Annotated in this window: 19 protein-coding genes; 9 read left to right on the top strand and 10 right to left on the bottom strand. The window is 36.8% G+C overall.

Going from position 1 to position 15909, the window contains the following annotated elements; all coding sequences use genetic code 11:
* The first annotated feature begins 378 nt into the window (after positions 1-378).
* The gene (locus ACQKNI_RS12655) at positions 379-1059 is read left to right on the top strand and encodes an MgtC/SapB family protein (RefSeq protein WP_088232184.1); all 681 of its coding nucleotides are present in this window, start codon (positions 379-381) and stop codon (positions 1057-1059) included.
* 94 nt (positions 1060-1153) lie between these two features.
* Complete coding sequence (locus tag ACQKNI_RS12660; protein ID WP_098841348.1) at positions 1154-2149, top strand: potassium channel family protein; 996 nt, start codon at positions 1154-1156, stop codon at positions 2147-2149.
* Here ACQKNI_RS12660 and ACQKNI_RS12665 read toward each other — a convergent pair.
* Together ACQKNI_RS12665 and ACQKNI_RS12670 are read right to left on the bottom strand one after the other, a co-directional pair.
* Entirely contained in the window at positions 2136-2549 is a 414-nt protein-coding gene (locus tag ACQKNI_RS12665; protein WP_098253203.1) for a YugN-like family protein, read from the bottom strand. The two genes, ACQKNI_RS12660 and ACQKNI_RS12665, sit on opposite strands and share 14 nt — an antisense overlap.
* Positions 2550-2656: 107 nt before the next feature.
* Positions 2657-4009 (bottom strand): glucose-6-phosphate isomerase, encoded by a 1353-nt coding sequence (locus ACQKNI_RS12670; protein ID WP_098253204.1) that lies wholly within the window; start codon positions 4007-4009, stop codon positions 2657-2659.
* 275 nt (positions 4010-4284) lie between these two features.
* On the opposite strand from ACQKNI_RS12670, the gene ACQKNI_RS12675 reads away from it, so the two are divergent.
* Positions 4285-4518 carry a DUF378 domain-containing protein gene (locus ACQKNI_RS12675; RefSeq protein WP_000105788.1) on the top strand — a complete coding sequence of 78 codons (234 nt, stop codon included), beginning with the start codon at positions 4285-4287 and terminating at the stop codon, positions 4516-4518.
* 112 nt (positions 4519-4630) lie between these two features.
* Here ACQKNI_RS12675 and yugI read toward each other — a convergent pair whose 3' ends face one another.
* The 3 genes from yugI to ACQKNI_RS12690 form a co-directional block, all read right to left on the bottom strand.
* On the bottom strand, positions 4631-4975 hold the full coding sequence (gene yugI, locus ACQKNI_RS12680) for a S1 domain-containing post-transcriptional regulator GSP13 (protein ID WP_000003765.1): 345 nt from the start codon (positions 4973-4975) through the stop codon (positions 4631-4633).
* Positions 4976-5230: 255 nt separating this feature from the next.
* Entirely contained in the window at positions 5231-6421 is a 1191-nt protein-coding gene (locus ACQKNI_RS12685; RefSeq protein WP_088232179.1) for an aminotransferase, read from the bottom strand.
* Positions 6418-6915 (bottom strand): Lrp/AsnC family transcriptional regulator, encoded by a 498-nt coding sequence (locus tag ACQKNI_RS12690; RefSeq protein WP_141524794.1) that lies wholly within the window; start codon positions 6913-6915, stop codon positions 6418-6420. Before ACQKNI_RS12690 ends, ACQKNI_RS12685 begins: the two co-directional genes overlap by 4 nt.
* A gap of 118 nt (positions 6916-7033) precedes the next feature.
* Here ACQKNI_RS12690 and ACQKNI_RS12695 point away from each other — a divergent pair, with 118 nt between their 5' ends.
* Positions 7034-8026, top strand: coding sequence for a 2-hydroxyacid dehydrogenase (locus tag ACQKNI_RS12695; RefSeq protein ID WP_427282415.1), 993 nt, complete (start codon positions 7034-7036; stop codon positions 8024-8026).
* A gap of 109 nt (positions 8027-8135) precedes the next feature.
* Positions 8136-8975: an alpha/beta fold hydrolase gene (locus tag ACQKNI_RS12700; RefSeq protein ID WP_088232176.1), complete on the top strand. Its 840-nt coding sequence runs from the start codon at positions 8136-8138 to the stop codon at positions 8973-8975.
* Positions 8976-9006: 31 nt separating this feature from the next.
* Here the strand turns inward: ACQKNI_RS12700 and ACQKNI_RS12705 are convergent, their stop codons facing one another.
* Positions 9007-9258: a YugE family protein gene (locus ACQKNI_RS12705; protein WP_061680261.1), complete on the bottom strand. Its 252-nt coding sequence runs from the start codon at positions 9256-9258 to the stop codon at positions 9007-9009.
* Positions 9259-9374: 116 nt separating this feature from the next.
* Between ACQKNI_RS12705 and ACQKNI_RS12710 the strand changes: the two genes are divergently transcribed.
* Entirely contained in the window at positions 9375-10526 is a 1152-nt protein-coding gene (locus ACQKNI_RS12710) for a MalY/PatB family protein (RefSeq protein ID WP_088232175.1), read from the top strand.
* 97 nt (positions 10527-10623) lie between these two features.
* Here the strand turns inward: ACQKNI_RS12710 and sodC are convergent, their stop codons facing one another.
* The gene (gene sodC / locus ACQKNI_RS12715) at positions 10624-11163 is read right to left on the bottom strand and encodes a superoxide dismutase [Cu-Zn] (RefSeq protein ID WP_088232174.1); all 540 of its coding nucleotides are present in this window, start codon (positions 11161-11163) and stop codon (positions 10624-10626) included.
* Between the two features lie 68 nt (positions 11164-11231).
* On the bottom strand, positions 11232-11408 hold the full coding sequence (locus ACQKNI_RS12720) for a hypothetical protein (RefSeq protein WP_088232173.1): 177 nt from the start codon (positions 11406-11408) through the stop codon (positions 11232-11234).
* 165 nt (positions 11409-11573) lie between these two features.
* Between ACQKNI_RS12720 and ACQKNI_RS12725 the strand changes: the two genes are divergently transcribed.
* Complete coding sequence (locus tag ACQKNI_RS12725) at positions 11574-11957, top strand: kinase-associated lipoprotein B (protein ID WP_088232172.1); 384 nt, start codon at positions 11574-11576, stop codon at positions 11955-11957.
* A gap of 40 nt (positions 11958-11997) precedes the next feature.
* Here the strand turns inward: ACQKNI_RS12725 and kapD are convergent, their stop codons facing one another.
* Entirely contained in the window at positions 11998-12621 is a 624-nt protein-coding gene (gene kapD / locus ACQKNI_RS12730) for a 3'-5' exonuclease KapD (protein ID WP_088232171.1), read from the bottom strand.
* Between the two features lie 289 nt (positions 12622-12910).
* Here kapD and ACQKNI_RS12735 point away from each other — a divergent pair, with 289 nt between their 5' ends.
* Positions 12911-14236: an ArsB/NhaD family transporter gene (locus ACQKNI_RS12735; RefSeq protein ID WP_140417456.1), complete on the top strand. Its 1326-nt coding sequence runs from the start codon at positions 12911-12913 to the stop codon at positions 14234-14236.
* Positions 14237-14291: 55 nt separating this feature from the next.
* On the opposite strand, the gene ACQKNI_RS12740 is transcribed toward ACQKNI_RS12735, so the two are convergent.
* Positions 14292-14759 (bottom strand): hypothetical protein, encoded by a 468-nt coding sequence (locus ACQKNI_RS12740; protein ID WP_088232169.1) that lies wholly within the window; start codon positions 14757-14759, stop codon positions 14292-14294.
* A 118-nt stretch (positions 14760-14877) separates the two neighbouring features.
* On the opposite strand from ACQKNI_RS12740, the gene ACQKNI_RS12745 reads away from it, so the two are divergent.
* Positions 14878-15591, top strand: coding sequence for a DNA alkylation repair protein (locus ACQKNI_RS12745; protein WP_088232168.1), 714 nt, complete (start codon positions 14878-14880; stop codon positions 15589-15591).
* The last annotated feature ends 318 nt before the right edge of the window (positions 15592-15909 follow it).

A 15909-nucleotide genomic window follows, 5' to 3' on the forward strand; every position in this document is an offset into this window, starting at 1 on the left:
AAAATTGACGTTTCACGTTGTTTGTTTCGTTCAGTTTTCAAAGAACTACTTGGTCGCTCATTTGCGACTTCCTTATGTTAACATCTTCGTTTTTCAATGTCAACTAAGTTTTTCAATTTCTTTTTTGTCGTTTTCTGCGTTTCCGCATCAGCGACGGTTATTAATATATCATGCAGAAAAATGAAATGCAACACCTTTTATAAACTTTTTTTAAAACTACCCACATTTCTTTTTTAATATCATATACTTAAACGAAATATCTCTTTCATGTATGAGTAATTTCTACATATATTCTATATAAAGTCACTCTATCCCAAAACGTTTCTTTCTATAATAAACGTTTTATTCATATACCATATCATACAAGGAGGAATACATATGGACTATACCGATTTATTAATCAAACTAGGTCTTTCAGCTATTTTAGGATTCGCTATCGGTTTAGAGCGCGAATTAAAACGAAAACCACTCGGTTTAAAAACGTGCTTAGTTATATCTATTATTAGTTGCCTCCTAACAATCGTTTCTATTAAAGCAGCTTACAACTTACCACATACTGATCATATGAATATGGATCCGCTTCGCCTTGCTGCTCAAATTGTGTCTGGCATTGGTTTTTTAGGTGCCGGCGTTATTTTACGAAGAGGAAATGATAGTATTGCAGGACTAACAACTGCCGCTATGATTTGGGGGGCTTCTGGTATTGGTATTGCCGTTGGAGCCGGATTTTATATCGAAGCAATTTTCGGAATGTGCTTCCTTATGATTAGTGTAGAACTTATACCACTCACGATGAAATATGTAGGCCCTAGATCATTTCGACAACGTGATATCGCGGTGAAACTTGTTGTGCGAAATATGGACAATATCCCAATTGTCATTGAAGAAATAAAAGAAATGGATATAAAAGTTAAGAATATGAAGCTTAAAACATTAGAAAATGGTTCTCACTATTTACATCTTAAATTATGTATCGATCAAAAAAGACATACTGCTGATGTTTACTACGCTCTCCAACATCTTGAAAGTGTCCAACAAACTGAAGTGGAAAGTATGTAATGTAAAACAAACTCTCTTTTAAATTAGAGAGTTTTTCTTTTTTCTATAATGGTAACAATGAATGTAGTCCTGCAAAGTAAGGAGGAATAAGCAATTGAAATCCCGTCCGAATTTAGTAGATACATTTCGTGATTCCATTATTTTTCGTTTAATTTGTTTTATTGTTGTACTTACTACTTTTTCTGGCTTTCTTATACATAAGTCAGAGCCATCTCATTTCATCACGTGGTTTGATGGCATTTGGTGGTCTATTGTTACCATTTTCACTGTTGGGTATGGTGATTTCGCACCACATACAACGGTAGGAAAAATTATTGGTATGGGCATTATTTTATTAGGAACTGGATTCTGTTCTTATTATATGGTTCTATTTGCTACAGACATGATCAATAAACAATATATGAAAATTAAAGGAGAAGAAGCTGCTACCTCTAACGGTCATATGATTATCGTTGGCTGGAATGAGCGAGCAAAACATGTTGTAAAACAAATGCACATATTACAACCAAACCTTGATATCGTTTTAATTGATGAAACACTTTCTTTACTCCCAAAACCATTTCATCATTTAGAATTTATAAAAGGTTGTCCGCATCATGATCAAACTTTATTAAAAGCGAATATTACAACTGCTCACACTATATTAATAACAGCCGATAAAGAGAAAAACGAAAGCTTAGCTGATACAGAGTCTATTTTAAATATTTTAACTGCAAAAGGACTGAACCCAAACATTCACTGCATCGCTGAACTTCTTACTACGGAACAAATCCAAAATGCAACGAGAGCTGGCGTATCAGAAATTATAGAAGGAAATAAATTAACGAGCTATGTATTTACCGCTTCTCTTTTATTCCCTACTATTTCAGGTGTACTCTTCTCCCTTTATGATGAAATCTCTGATAACAAATTACAACTGATGGAGCCATCCCAATCCTGCATCGGACAAACTTTCGCAAATTGTAGCTACACCCTTTTAAAACAAAACATTCTCTTACTTGGTATAAAGCGTGACGATCAATATATGATTAATCCAGTTCGTTCCTTCATTCTTATCGAAAGCGACATACTCATTGTTATTCACCATTAAGAAAATGATTTTCTAGTTCCTGTATAAGCACTTTCCCAATATTGATATATTTTCTCTTCACATCTCCATCTGGATCTTTCGGCTCAGCAAATTGATCAAACCCACTCGTTCCAGCTGTTAAAGTATTTACATTATCATCTAGTTCGTCTTGATATACATGAGAAAGAATATATGGCGTTTCAAGACGAACCACTACACCAGGTACATCTAGTTCTCCATCTACTGCTGTGAACGGGACTCGTAAAAATTGATACCCATCTTCTTCATCAATTTTATAATCAAAGCACCCTTTATCGTAATCCCAATTGCCACCGATGCTATATCCAAGTGGTTTCATAACCTCTTCTAACTTATATAACGCATATGTACGTCCTGCTAACTTTGATTGAATCGGAATCAAGTCCATCCCTCCTAGACTTTTCCTTTAGCATACCCATTCTAGTTTAAATATACCGATGGACTTTTCGATAAAATAATAAAAAGCGACCGGGTTACGGTCGCTTTTTATTATTTTAAACGCTCTTCTAATTCCGCTTTTAATTCTTCAAATCCTGGTTTACCAAGTAAAGCAAACATGTTTTTCTTGTATGCTTCTACTCCTGGTTGGTCAAATGGATTTACGCCTAATAAGTAGCCGCTCATCGCACATGCTTTTTCGAAGAAGTATACAAGGTAACCGAATGTGTATTCATTTAATTCAGGAATGTTTACGATTAAGTTTGGTACTCCGCCATCGCTATGTGCAAGTAATGTACCTTCGTATGCTTTCGTGTTTACGAAGTCTACAGTTTCACCAGCAAGGTAGTTTAATCCATCTAAATCGTTTTCTTCTGATTCGATTGTTAGTTCATGTGTAGATTTACCTACTTTTAGAACTGTTTCAAATAAGTCACGACGACCTTCTTGAACGTATTGACCTAATGAGTGTAAGTCAGTTGAGAAGTTTGCTGAAGATGGGAAAATACCTTTTTGATCTTTTCCTTCACTTTCACCAAATAACTGTTTCCACCATTCAGAGAAGTATTGAAGTGCTGGCTCATAGTTAACAAGCATTTCAATTGTTTTCCCTTTATTGTATAAAGCGTTACGAACTACTGCGTATTGATACGCTGGGTTTTCTTCTAGTTCTGATGTTCCGAAGTCACCATGACCAGCAGCTGCACCTTTCATCATCTCTTCAATATTTAAGCCACTTACTGCGATTGGTAATAAACCAACTGGCGTTAATACAGAGAAACGTCCTCCAACATCATCTGGAATAACGAATGTTTCGTAACCTTCGTTATCAGCTAACGTTTTTAATGCACCACGCGCTTTATCTGTCGTTGCATAAATACGTTTGCGAGCTTCTTCTTTTCCATATTTCTCTTCTAATAACTTACGGAAAATACGGAATGCTAGTGCCGGCTCTGTTGTTGTACCTGATTTTGAAATAACGTTAATAGAGAAGTCTTTCCCCTCTAATACATCCATTAAATCTTTCATGTAAGTGGAGCTAATGTTTTGTCCAACAAATAGCACTTGTGGAGTTTTGCGTTGTTCTTTAGAAAGCGTATTGTAGAAAGAATGGTTTAGCATTTCGATTGCTGCACGTGCTCCTAGGTAAGAACCACCGATACCTACAACAAGTAGAATGTCAGAGTCATTTTTAATTTTTTCTGCACATTTTTGAATGCGAGCGAATTCTTCTTTGTCATATTGAAGCGGAAGCTCTACCCACCCAAGGAAATCGTTCCCAGCTCCTGTTTTTTCGTGGATTGCGTGATGTGTTACTTTCACTGCATCACGTAAATAAGTTAGTTCATGTTCACCGATGAAGGATAACGCTTTAGAATAGTCGAAAGTTACATGTGTACTCATCTTTTTCCCTCCAATTATGTATATGTATCTCTGTATTCACTTTAGCGAAACTAAAGTTGTAAATCAAGCGGTTCAACAATTGTAAACGTAACCAATGTATATTTTTTAGAAAAAGTTCATTTTTTGCATAAAAATTCGCATTTTTCGGTATAGATGTATATACATCTATTTTCACATATTTTTTATGTATAAAAACAACATAACTACACCATTCTATAAAAGAGTTAATTAACTCATCGCTTGCTCATGCTTCAAAATTAAGGGGGGACTTTTTCATGAGTACTCTGCAACGTATCGCATTAGTCTTTACTGTTATTGGCGCCGTGAACTGGGGACTGATCGGATTCTTCCAGTTTGACTTAGTAGCTGCCATTTTCGGTGGACAAAACTCAGCTCTCGCACGTATTATTTACGGCATCGTTGGTATCTCTGGGCTTATCAACCTTGGTTTACTCTTTAAACCATCTGAAAATCTTGGTACGCACCCAGAAACAAACGAAATTCGCTAGTCAGTATGTCTTTATTTCACCTCCGACATACGAATATGATTGCATGCAATCATATTTGCAAATATATATCATAATATAAAGTAAAAGAGGAACGCTCATACGCGCTCCTCTTTTACTTTGTTAACTCCGATTCTTCAATCCATTCTGTTAGCTTTTCTCGCAGCGTATTAAATCCATTTTCAGATGGATTCGGTATAAGAATCCGTCCTTGTTTTCTTTTCGCCGCTTTTAACGATAAACTCATTTTTCTGTGTTCTTCATCAATTGAAAGTACTTTTACTTCTACTGTATCGCCGACTTTTAAAAAATCATGAATATCCTTTACATACCCATTTGTAATTTCAGATATATGCACAAGTCCTTGCGTTTCTGCATCTAACGCTACAAATGCACCGTAATCTTGAATTCCAGTTACTTTCCCTGTTACAACCACTCCTGTTGTATATTGTTCTGACATATGAAACACTCCCATACGTTTACCATTTTCTCTACAATTGTAGATAGCAAAGCAGATGTATTTATTGTTAAATATCCGATTGGTTAGTACGTACCGTAAGTAAAGCTACTCAGGATACGCATACCTTATATTAGTAAATTATACCACTATGACTGAACTCATTCAAAAATCATGAAAAAATTTCCTTGTACAAGTATAATTCTCCAATATTGGGATAGAATACTAACACATGGCTTTCTAGTATTCCCCCCCCTTTTATGGACAAAACGTATTATGTTTTGTCCTTTTTTTATTCTCTACGAACCGTTCCATTCTCTTCATCGCTTCGAGAAGTTGTTCAAGCGATGTCGCATACGAACAACGAATAAACCCTTCACCACTCCCGCCAAATACACTTCCAGGTACAACAGCCACCTTTTCTTCTAATAATAACTGTTCTGCAAATTCCGCCGAAGATAGTCCAGTTGAAGAAATAGAAGGAAAAACATAAAATGCTCCGCCCGGCACATGACATGTTAATCCCATTTCATTGAAAGATGTCGTCATAAAATTACGACGTTTCTTATAGCTATCTCTCATCCGAATGACTTCATCATTCCCCCCACGTAACGCTTCAAGTGCTGCGAACTGGGACATCGTCGGTGCACACATCATGGAATATTGATGGATTTTAAGCATCAATTCTGAAAATTGAACAGGAGCTGCAATCATACCGAGGCGCCACCCTGTCATCGCAAATCCTTTTGAAAATCCTGAAATTAAAATCGTATGTTCCCGCATGTTTTGAATGCTCGCGAAACTCGTATACACTTCGTCATATACGAGCTCTGCATAAATTTCATCAGATAATACGATTAAATTGTATTTCTCCACAATCACTGCTATTTCTTCCAGTTCGGATGTATTTAACATTGCACCTGTTGGGTTATTTGGTGAACAAAGTAAAATTGCCTTTGTTTTTGCGGTAATAGCTGCTTCAATTTGCTCTGGTTGTACTTTAAACTCGTCTTCTAAAATAGTCGCCACAGGAACTGGAACTCCTCCAGCTAACGTTACAAGCGGCGCATATGAAACGAAGCTTGGTTCAATAATGAGCACTTCATCATCAGGATTTATAATGGCACGCATCGCTACATCTAACGCTTGGCTCGCTCCAACTGTAACAATGATTTCTTCGTTCGGATCATAAGATACTGCAAATTGTTTTTTTAGATACTTTGCTATTTCTTGACGGAGCTCCAATAATCCTGCATTTGCTGTATATGACGTATATCCCTGTTCTAAAGAACGAATACATGCTTGCCTTACATTCCAAGGTGTAACAAAGTCTGGTTCTCCTACCCCGAGAGAAATAACACCTTTCATATTTGCTGCTAAATCAAAAAACTTTCGAATACCAGATGGTTGTAAAGACTCTGCTACTCTAGATAGTTCAAACCGCTTCATGGCGTCACCACAATTCGCTTATCATCATCGTTCCTTTCATAAATAATCCCCTCATGTTTATACTTCTTCAAAATGAAATGAGTTGTTGTAGAAACGACAGATTCAATTGTTGCTAATTTCTCTGAAACAAACATCGCTACTTCTCCCATCGTCTTTCCTTCTAATGTAATAGAAAGATCATATGTCCCTGACATTAAATACACGGATTTCACTTCTGAATAACGATAAATTTGTTCGGCAACTGCATCGAACCCAACGCCATGCTTTGGTGTAACTTTCACATCAATCATCGCTGTTAAGCCAGTATGTTCTTTTACTTTTGTCCAATCGATATGTGTTACATAGTCCACAATAATCTTCTCACTTTCTAATTTCGCAACTATCTTCTTTACTTCTTCTACTTCTATATTTAACAGCTTCGCTAATGTATCTACAGATAAACGACTACTTTTTTCAAGACAAGCTAATAGTTCTAATTCTTTCTCCGTCACCATATCAATCACCCTTCCTTTTCTCTTGTGTCTAAATTATACAAATACCTTTTCCAGTTTGAAAAGAAGCTTTTTTTAGAGAATTATGTCAAAATAAAGTGAAACTTTAATCAGTGGAAAAATGCAGAATAAAGTGAAAGGGGATGGAACCGTGAAACCAAAAGTTTATATTGCTGAACCAGTTCCAACATTTGTAGAAAACTATTTATCAGAACACTGTGATTATGAAAAATGGGAGCAAAATGAGAAAGTACCTCGTGATGTTCTATTGGAGAAAATACAAGATAAAGATGGGTTATTAAATTTTGGATCTGCTATTAACGATGAATTATTGGAAGCAGCCCCCAACTTAAAAGTAGTAAGCAACATTTCTGTCGGTTACGATAATTTTGATTTGCAAGCAATGGCCAAGCACAATGTTATCGGAACGAATACACCATACGTACTAGATGATACAGTAGCTGACCTCGTTTTCGCTCTTATGTTATCTGCTGGGCGCCGCGTTTGCGAACTCAATTCCTATGTGAAAAACGGGGAATGGAACGCTGAAATCGGAAAAGAACACTTCGGACTAGATGTGCACCATAGTACAATCGGTATTATCGGAATGGGACGCATTGGAGAGGCCGTTGCCAAACGAGCGAAATTCGGATTTGATATGAATGTTCTTTATTATAACCGTCGCCGTAAAGAAGAAGCTGAGCAAAAATTTGATGCTACATATTGTGATTTACAGACGCTACTAAAACAGTCTGACTTTATTGTCCTTCTTACTCCATTAACAGATGAAACATATCACCTTATTGGAGAAAAAGAATTTTCATTCATGAAAGAAACGGCCACCTTTATTAATGCTTCTCGCGGGAAAACAGTAGATGAAGATGCGTTAATTCATGCGTTAATAGAAAAGAAAATCTTTGCCGCAGGCATCGATACTTTTACACAAGAGCCGGTCCAAAAAGATAATCCGCTCTTATCATTACAAAATGTTGTAACTTTGCCGCACATCGGATCTGCAACATTAAAAACTAGGCAGCAGATGGCTATGACCGCTGCTGAAAATTTAGTCGCAGGATTACAAGGAAAGACACCGCCTAATATTGTTCGCGGCTAATATTAAATAACGAAAAGGCAAGATGACATCGTCATCTTGCCTTTTTTTGTTAACATATTTTTTTCGTGCTTGGAAATGATATGAACAAAAATCAATGGAGTGACAAAAAATGAATCACGAATATACTTGTCCTTATTTCACTTTTTCCACTCGCGGCACTACAATTCATTACGAATTGTATGAACATAATAACAAAACGGAATGTCCTACTTTCGTACTCGTTCACGGCTTTTTATCTTCCTCATTCAGTTACCGTCGTCTCATTCCTTTACTATCAAAAGCAGGGACAGTACTGGCTCTTGATTTACCACCGTTCGGAAAAAGCGATAAGTCTCATCTCTTTAAGTATTCTTATCACAATTTAGCAACGATTATTATCGATCTAATTGAACATTTATCTCTCTCAAATATTGTGTTAGTTGGGCATTCTATGGGGGGACAAATTTCTCTTTATGTAAATCGTATACGCCCTGAACTCATCTCAAAGACGATTTTACTATGCAGCTCTAGCTATTTAGCACGCGCAACCCTACCTTTACTATATTCTTCTTATTTACCGTTCTTTCATTTATACGTAAAGAACTGGATTATACGGCGCGGCATTGTTCACAACTTAATGAATGTCGTTCATGATCACTCATTAATCGACGATGAAATGAAGGAAGGTTACTCCGCTCCTTTTTATGACAACCGTATATTCCCCGCTTTAACTCGCATGATACGAGACCGTGAAGGTGATCTCTCGTCGACTGAGTTACAAAAAATCAAAACACCTACACTACTCATTTGGGGTGAAAAAGATCGCGTCGTCCCTGTACATGTAGGTCATCGTCTACACAAAGATTTACCGAATTCGAAATTTATTTCTTACGAAAATACAGGACATTTACTACCTGAAGAAAAGCCTGAACACGTTTATGAAGAAATCATCGCGTTTTCCGCGCAATAATATAAAAAGGGCTGTCGGAAATTCCGACAGCCTACAATGAACAACTTCCACCTTCTTTTACTACAAGTAACTCCACAGCTAACTTCTCACATTTTTCAAGCGCAGGCACTTCCTCAAAAGACATAAAGTATATATGTTGAATCTTCTTTGCGATATATTTTGGATCGTCAAACACACTTACGACGTTCACAACATCGCTCGCCTCTGTTTCATAAAACTCCGGTCCCATTTGAAACGGATCCCAATTCTTCACAACCTCTATCATCTTTTCATATGTACCCATTCGCTTCCCGCCTTTTCACTTTTTAATGCTTTTCTTTATCCTATCACATCAGCTATTCTATAAGAAGAGAGAGAACTTTCTAACTTAACGGTTTTACAGAAGAAGGGGGCAAACTTATGCAACTATTTCATAAAACAGTAAATCGACGTGGAACACATAGTACAAAATGGGATACTTATAAAAATGAAGAACTTCTTCATGCTTGGATTGCGGATATGGATTTTGAAGTACCAAAGCCCATTCAAACCGCTTTGAAGAAACGTATCGAACATCCTATTTTCGGCTATACACTTCCACCTGAAACTATTGGGGATATTATTTGTAATTGGGCAAAGAAACAATACAACTGGGATATTCAAAAAGAATGGATTGTCTTTAGTGCAGGAATCGTTCCAGCTCTTAGTACGAGCATACAAGCTTTCACAAAGGAAAACGAAGCCGTTCTCGTACAACCACCTATTTATCCTCCATTTTCCGAAATGGTTACAACAAACGACAGACAATTATGCTTGAGTCCATTATATAAACAAGATGGCACATATATGATAGACTTCGATCATTTAGAAAAACAATTTCAACAAGGGATCAAACTCATGCTTCTTTGTAGTCCTCACAATCCTATCGGACGCGTTTGGACGAAAGACGAGCTAACGAAGCTTGGAGCGTTATGTGCAAAATATAATGTAATTGTTGTCTCAGATGAAATTCATGCCGATATTATTTACGGAGATCGTACGCATACACCATTTGCCTCTTTATCTGAAGAATTAGCAGCACGTACCATTACTTGTATGGCTCCAAGCAAAACGTTTAATATAGCTGGATTACAAGCATCTATCGTTATTATTCCGAATGAAACACTACGTAATACCTTTACGTCTATTCAATATCGACAAGGGTTCCATGGGTTAAATACATTTGCTTATACCGCGATGCAAAGCGCCTATACAGAATGTAATGATTGGCTAAGTGAAATCCGTTTATATGTAGAAGAGAATGCTCGTTTTGCATGTGAATACATTGAAACGCACATACCTACTCTTTCTGTTACAAAGCCAGAAGGTAGCTTTTTATTATGGATTGATTGCTCTCGCCTAAACCTTTCTCAACATGAGCGCACCACATTACTTGAGGAAAAAGGAAAACTAATCGTTGAACCTGGTGAGAAGTACGGATTAGGTGGCGAAGAACATATTCGAATTAACATCGGTTGCCCAAGATCTGTTTTAGAAGAAATTTTAAACAGACTGTGCCATACATTTTCATAATAGCGAAGGAGGCTGTTCCATTTTTTTAGAACAACCTCCTTTTATTTATAGTTACTACTACGTCATTTCACAAAAAAGCTACCTTTCGCGGTAGCTTCTACTTTTTCTTTATATCCGATGCTTTTTTCACAATTACACCACAAGCAATTCGATCACCTGATTTACCTGTCGGTTGTGTCATACCATCATCCGGATTTTCTGTAATAATAATAGACGCACCATCTTTTCTATGGATCGTCATTTTTCCTTCTTCAATCGTTATATGCGGTGCATCGATTTCCGCTTTAATCTTTCCAGAACCGTCTGCAATTACATTCGGCAAATCTCCATTTTCTGCACCCTTCGGATTAAGAAGCCCATGCTTTTTATCATCTGGATTAAAATGATTCCCGGCTGATTCAAAATTAGGCGCTTTACACTCTCCAATTTCATGTACATGTATACCATGCGGGCCCGGCGCGAAACCTTCCCCTTTAATCGCAATTTTCACTCCGCTTGTTTGCTGAGTTACTTTTGCAGTCCCTACTTCATCTCCTGAAGCATTATGTAATTTCACATCAATTTCTTTCGGCTTTCCTTGGTCACAACCCGCCACCAGAAATAATAAACAACAACTGAAAAAAAGCCGTCTTTTCATTCTATTCCCTCCAAAATACATTCTGCCCTTAGATTGTCCGAGCAGAGAGGGAAACATACAAAAATGCATTACGGTTTCTTTTTAGCTAAAAGTTTTTCTTCTACTTTCTGTAATTGCTCCGCTTCGCGTTTTGAAACGCGAATAAACATGCGCCACGTCGCAACCGCACCGATAATAAATAGCACGCAAACGATCCCTGGAATAATATATTCTGTTTTATCTTCCGGAAAATATAAAGGCATCATATTAGAACACTCCTTATTATAGGATTTAAAAAACATCAGAATTTTCTGTTATATCAATTTAAATTATAGTGTAACCTATCCACATTCTCAAGGGGCGTTCCGAAAGCGAATGATTTCTTTGACTCCTTCTCACACTTTCCTTACTATAAACTTGAGGTGAAAAATATGAGAGAAACACTTGAAATTGGTGAAATCGTTACTGGTATTTATAAAACAGGAAAATACATCGGCGAAATTACAAATAGCCGCCCTGGCAGTTACGTTGTAAAAGTACTAGCTGTTGTAAAGCACCCGGTACAAGGCGATCTACATAACGTAAAACAAGCTGACGTACCATTTTTCCATGAAAGACGCGCTTTAGCTTTTCGTGAACAAACGAACATTCCAGCACAAATGGTGAAAAAGTATGACGGAGAAATCCCCGATTATACAGAATCACTACAGTTAGCATTAGAAACTCAAATACATTCATTTTCTGAAGATGATTCACCTTTTGCAGCACGTAGTCTTGAAACACTAGCGCAATTGAAACAAGATTACAAACTTTAAAAAACAAAACGACCAAATTACATGTTGTGCAATTTGGTCGTTATTGTGTACTTACTTTCTTTAATACTTTTGAAAAATCAACAAGTTCCCCTAATGTTGGAGGTGCCGGTTTCACTAAATACTCTTTATCTTTTTCTACTAATTTAAAAATATTATAGGTCGTCATCGCATCATCCAGCGCACAATGATGCTTCCCTGTCCCTACTTTTCCATATGCCTCAATTGCTTTCCATAACCCCGTTTGATTTCTTTCTCCAAAAAACTTCTTATACTCCAGTGATAAATCACGACATTGTCCGAAGAATGGAAAGGGTACTCCCGCCATTTCGCAATTATGCTTCAGCACTTTCATATCCATATTTCCCCACGTTACAATTGTCGGTTTACATTTCTTTTCATATTCAGCTAGCTTCTCAATAAGTTCAGGGAAAGAAATTCCTTTATCCACTACTTCTTGCTTAATCCCTAAAAATTTTTTACACCGATCCGTTAAAGATGGAAATGTTTTTGGCCTAACATGTGATGAATACGTATCTTCTACTTTACAACCAACAACCGAAACGAGTCCGACCTCAATAATCTCTGGGAAAAATCCTTTCGGTTTCTTTCTATGCTGGGGCATCGTAAACTCAAAATCTAAAAATAAAAATCGTTGTTCATCCATACGATCCCTTCCTTATCATCTTTGTCATTCCTTTCTAATTGACAATCCTACACGAACAAGCTCGAATGCTCATTCTATTTCAAATATTCAGATTGGATGTATCTTATATATATGTCAAATGCCCATAAATATTTTTAAAAATAAGAAAAAATGACCAATGCAGAAAATATGACAAAATCCCCCCTTTCATTTACATACGCCATTTTCCTACTTTATAATGACGTTATGTGTGTTTCTTTGAGAACATTTTTGAAACACTAAGAAAAGTAAACGAAAGGAGATGAGAGTTTTGCATGAAACAACGCAAGAGCTCGCAAACTGGCAGTATTATTTTGCTATCGCAGTCTTTTTAATTACATATGCCATTATTATTTCTGAAAAAATTAATCGCGCTGTAATCGCACTTCTTGGTGCAGCACTTATGGTAATTGTGGGGGTCGTTGATTTACACAACGCCTTTACGAAACATATTGAATGGGGAACGATTACGTTACTCATCGGTATGATGATTTTGGTGAACATTACGAGTAAATCAGGTGTTTTCCAATACGTTGCCATTAAAGCAGCAAAAGGAGCACAAGGAAATCCAATTAAAATTTTAATTTCACTTTCCTTACTTACTGCACTTGGTTCCGCATTTTTAGATAACGTTACAACTGTACTTCTTGTTGTTCCAGTTACTTTATCTATTACGCGCATACTGCAAGTAAATCCTGTTCCATATTTACTTTCGGAAATTATTTTTTCAAATATTGGAGGAACAGCAACGTTAATTGGTGATCCCCCTAACATTATGATTGGTTCTGCAAATAAGCATTTAGACTTCAATGCATTCTTGCTAAATCTAGCACCAATCGTAATTATTATCATTGCAGTTACAGCAACAATGCTTTACTTCATGTACCGTAAACAGTTAATTGCTGATCCTGTACAAATTAAGAAATTAATGAGCTTAGATGAAAAACAATACATTAAAGATCCAGTTTTAATGAAAAAATCTTTAACAGTACTTGGACTTACGATTGTAGGTTTCATGACGCATTCTATTTTCCATATCGATGCAGCTATCATTGCTTTAACTGGCGCTACGATCCTTATGTTAATTGGTGTGAAAGAACATGAAATTGAAGAGGTATTTGCAAGCGTAGAGTGGGTAACAATCTTCTTCTTCGCAGGGCTATTCGTGCTCGTTGGAGGACTTATTGATATCGGTCTGATCAAGACGCTTGCTCAAAAAGTAATTGGTATAACAGGCGGAGATATTTCTCAAGCATCTATCCTGATTTTGTGGGTATCTGGTATCGCCTCTGCAACAATTGATAACATTCCATTCGTTGCAACAATGATCCCGCTTATTAACGATATGGCAGTTGGGCTAGGTTTATCACCTTCTGACGCACAAATCGATGTATTATGGTGGGCATTAGCATTAGGTGCTTGTCTGGGCGGAAACGGAACACTAATCGGCGCTTCTGCTAACGTAATCGTTGCAGGTATCGCGAGCCGTGAAGGACATAAATTTAGCTACATGGAATTCCTAAAAGTCGGCTTCCCAATTATGATCGTTTCATTAATTATTTCTCATATTTATATTTATTTACGCTACCTTATGTAGTAGAAAAAAGCGCCCTGAAAGCAGGGCGCTTTCTCTGTCTCAAATATTGCGTATACTACTCATTGTACCTCACCGGCTCATTTCGAATGATAAATAGATGAATCGGCAAGAAAACTGAAAATGTGATTACATGAATAATCGTAAATAATATAGAGTTCGTTCCGTATCTGTCTAAAATAGCGTAGATGAGATAAATAGACAGCACAATCGATACAGCCGTTGCTACTAAACTTATAATCGGTACGAAATTAAAAATGAAACATGCGACATATATACCGAATACTTTCCATCCTGCTTCTTCTTTCAAGAAATCCGGTAATTTATCCTTCGCTAAGTCCCCCCACGTCTTACTATTCAAAAAAGGAATAAACGCAAGAACACCATCAGTTGCACCATCATTTTTCGCCATCGTATAAAGTGCAAAAGCCGTTAACAAATACGAAATAATTGCCCAAATACATATAACAAGAATAAACGCAAAACTAAGAGCAAAGAAACCTGCTAGCACATCTTGATTTTCCATCTTATCCTCTCCTCTCTACTTTCAACATATTTCATTACAGTGCAAGTTATGTTTTAAAAATTAACCAAACTCTCTGTATAATGATATGAGAAAGATAATGAGAGAGGAGAAAACACTTATGCACCCATTTGTAAAAGCATTACAAGAGCATTTTACAACTCATCAAAACCCTGAAAAAGCAGAACCGATGGCACGTTATATGAAAAATCACTTCCCGTTTCTCGGTATTCAAACTCCCGAGAGAAGACAATTATTAAAAGATGTCATTCAAATACATACTCTCCCAGATCAAAAAGACTTCCAAATTATCATACGTGAACTTTGGGACTTGCCAGAACGTGAATTTCAAGCAGCCGCACTCGATATTATGCAAAAATATAAAAAGCATATAAACGAAACGCATATCCCCTTTTTGGAAGAACTTATTGTCACGAAATCTTGGTGGGATTCTGTTGATAGCATCGTCCCTACCTTTTTAGGTGGTATCTTTTTAAAACATCCAGAATTAATTTCTGCCTATATTCCAAAATGGATTGCATCAGACAACATATGGTTACAACGCACCGCTATTTTATTCCAACTGAAATATAAAGAAAAAATGGATGAAGAACTTCTTTTCTGGATTATTGGACAACTACATTCTTCAAAAGAATTTTTCATTCAAAAAGCGATTGGCTGGGTCCTTCGTGAATACGCAAAAACAAATCCAGATGTCGTTTGGGAATACGTGCAAAATAACGAGCTTGCCCCGCTCAGTAAACGTGAAGCAATTAAGCATATTAAACAAAATTATGGAATAGATAATGAAAAAATAGGCGAGACTCTATCATAGATAGACGCGTTCCTCTATTGAGATTTAAAAAAGAACGTGTTAGAATATGTTCATTATTATTAATATAAGTAGCGATGACGGACTTATAAGTACTTGCACAAAAGCGATTCAGGGATAGTGAAAGCCTGAAGCCGCAAGGAAACGGCAGTCTCGAGCAATACGTGATAAAGTGGATGCACCTTTTGTGTATCAACTAGGGTGGAACCGCGGGCAAACGCTCGTCCCTAGGCAATTAAGCCTTGGGATGAGCGTTTTTTTATGTTTTTCAAAGCATATACTGCGCGTTTCACAAGTTACCTGAGCACGTCATCGCCAATA

Source organism: Bacillus sp. NPDC094064, from assembly GCF_050279585.1.
GTDB lineage: Bacteria > Bacillota > Bacilli > Bacillales > Bacillaceae_G > Bacillus_A.

Bases quoted from the DNA above. Each gene is read 5' to 3' on its own strand.
- ACQKNI_RS12655 (WP_088232184.1), top strand. From the start codon at position 379: ATGGACTATACCGATTTATTAATCAAACTAGGTCTTTCAGCTATTTTA.
- ACQKNI_RS12670 (WP_098253204.1), bottom strand. From the start codon at position 4,009: ATGAGTACACATGTAACTTTCGACTATTCTAAAGCGTTATCCTTCATC.
- ACQKNI_RS12675 (WP_000105788.1), top strand. From the start codon at position 4,285: ATGAGTACTCTGCAACGTATCGCATTAGTCTTTACTGTTATTGGCGCC.
- yugI (WP_000003765.1), bottom strand. From the start codon at position 4,975: ATGTCAGAACAATATACAACAGGAGTGGTTGTAACAGGGAAAGTAACT.
- ACQKNI_RS12685 (WP_088232179.1), bottom strand. From the start codon at position 6,421: ATGAAGCGGTTTGAACTATCTAGAGTAGCAGAGTCTTTACAACCATCT.
- ACQKNI_RS12690 (WP_141524794.1), bottom strand. From the start codon at position 6,915: ATGGTGACGGAGAAAGAATTAGAACTATTAGCTTGTCTTGAAAAAAGT.
- ACQKNI_RS12695 (WP_427282415.1), top strand. From the start codon at position 7,034: ATGCAGAATAAAGTGAAAGGGGATGGAACCGTGAAACCAAAAGTTTAT.
- ACQKNI_RS12700 (WP_088232176.1), top strand. From the start codon at position 8,136: ATGAATCACGAATATACTTGTCCTTATTTCACTTTTTCCACTCGCGGC.
- ACQKNI_RS12705 (WP_061680261.1), bottom strand. From the start codon at position 9,258: ATGGGTACATATGAAAAGATGATAGAGGTTGTGAAGAATTGGGATCCG.
- ACQKNI_RS12710 (WP_088232175.1), top strand. From the start codon at position 9,375: ATGCAACTATTTCATAAAACAGTAAATCGACGTGGAACACATAGTACA.
- sodC (WP_088232174.1), bottom strand. From the start codon at position 11,163: ATGAAAAGACGGCTTTTTTTCAGTTGTTGTTTATTATTTCTGGTGGCG.
- ACQKNI_RS12720 (WP_088232173.1), bottom strand. From the start codon at position 11,408: ATGATGCCTTTATATTTTCCGGAAGATAAAACAGAATATATTATTCCA.
- ACQKNI_RS12725 (WP_088232172.1), top strand. From the start codon at position 11,574: ATGAGAGAAACACTTGAAATTGGTGAAATCGTTACTGGTATTTATAAA.
- kapD (WP_088232171.1), bottom strand. From the start codon at position 12,621: ATGGATGAACAACGATTTTTATTTTTAGATTTTGAGTTTACGATGCCC.
- ACQKNI_RS12740 (WP_088232169.1), bottom strand. From the start codon at position 14,759: ATGGAAAATCAAGATGTGCTAGCAGGTTTCTTTGCTCTTAGTTTTGCG.
- ACQKNI_RS12745 (WP_088232168.1), top strand. From the start codon at position 14,878: ATGCACCCATTTGTAAAAGCATTACAAGAGCATTTTACAACTCATCAA.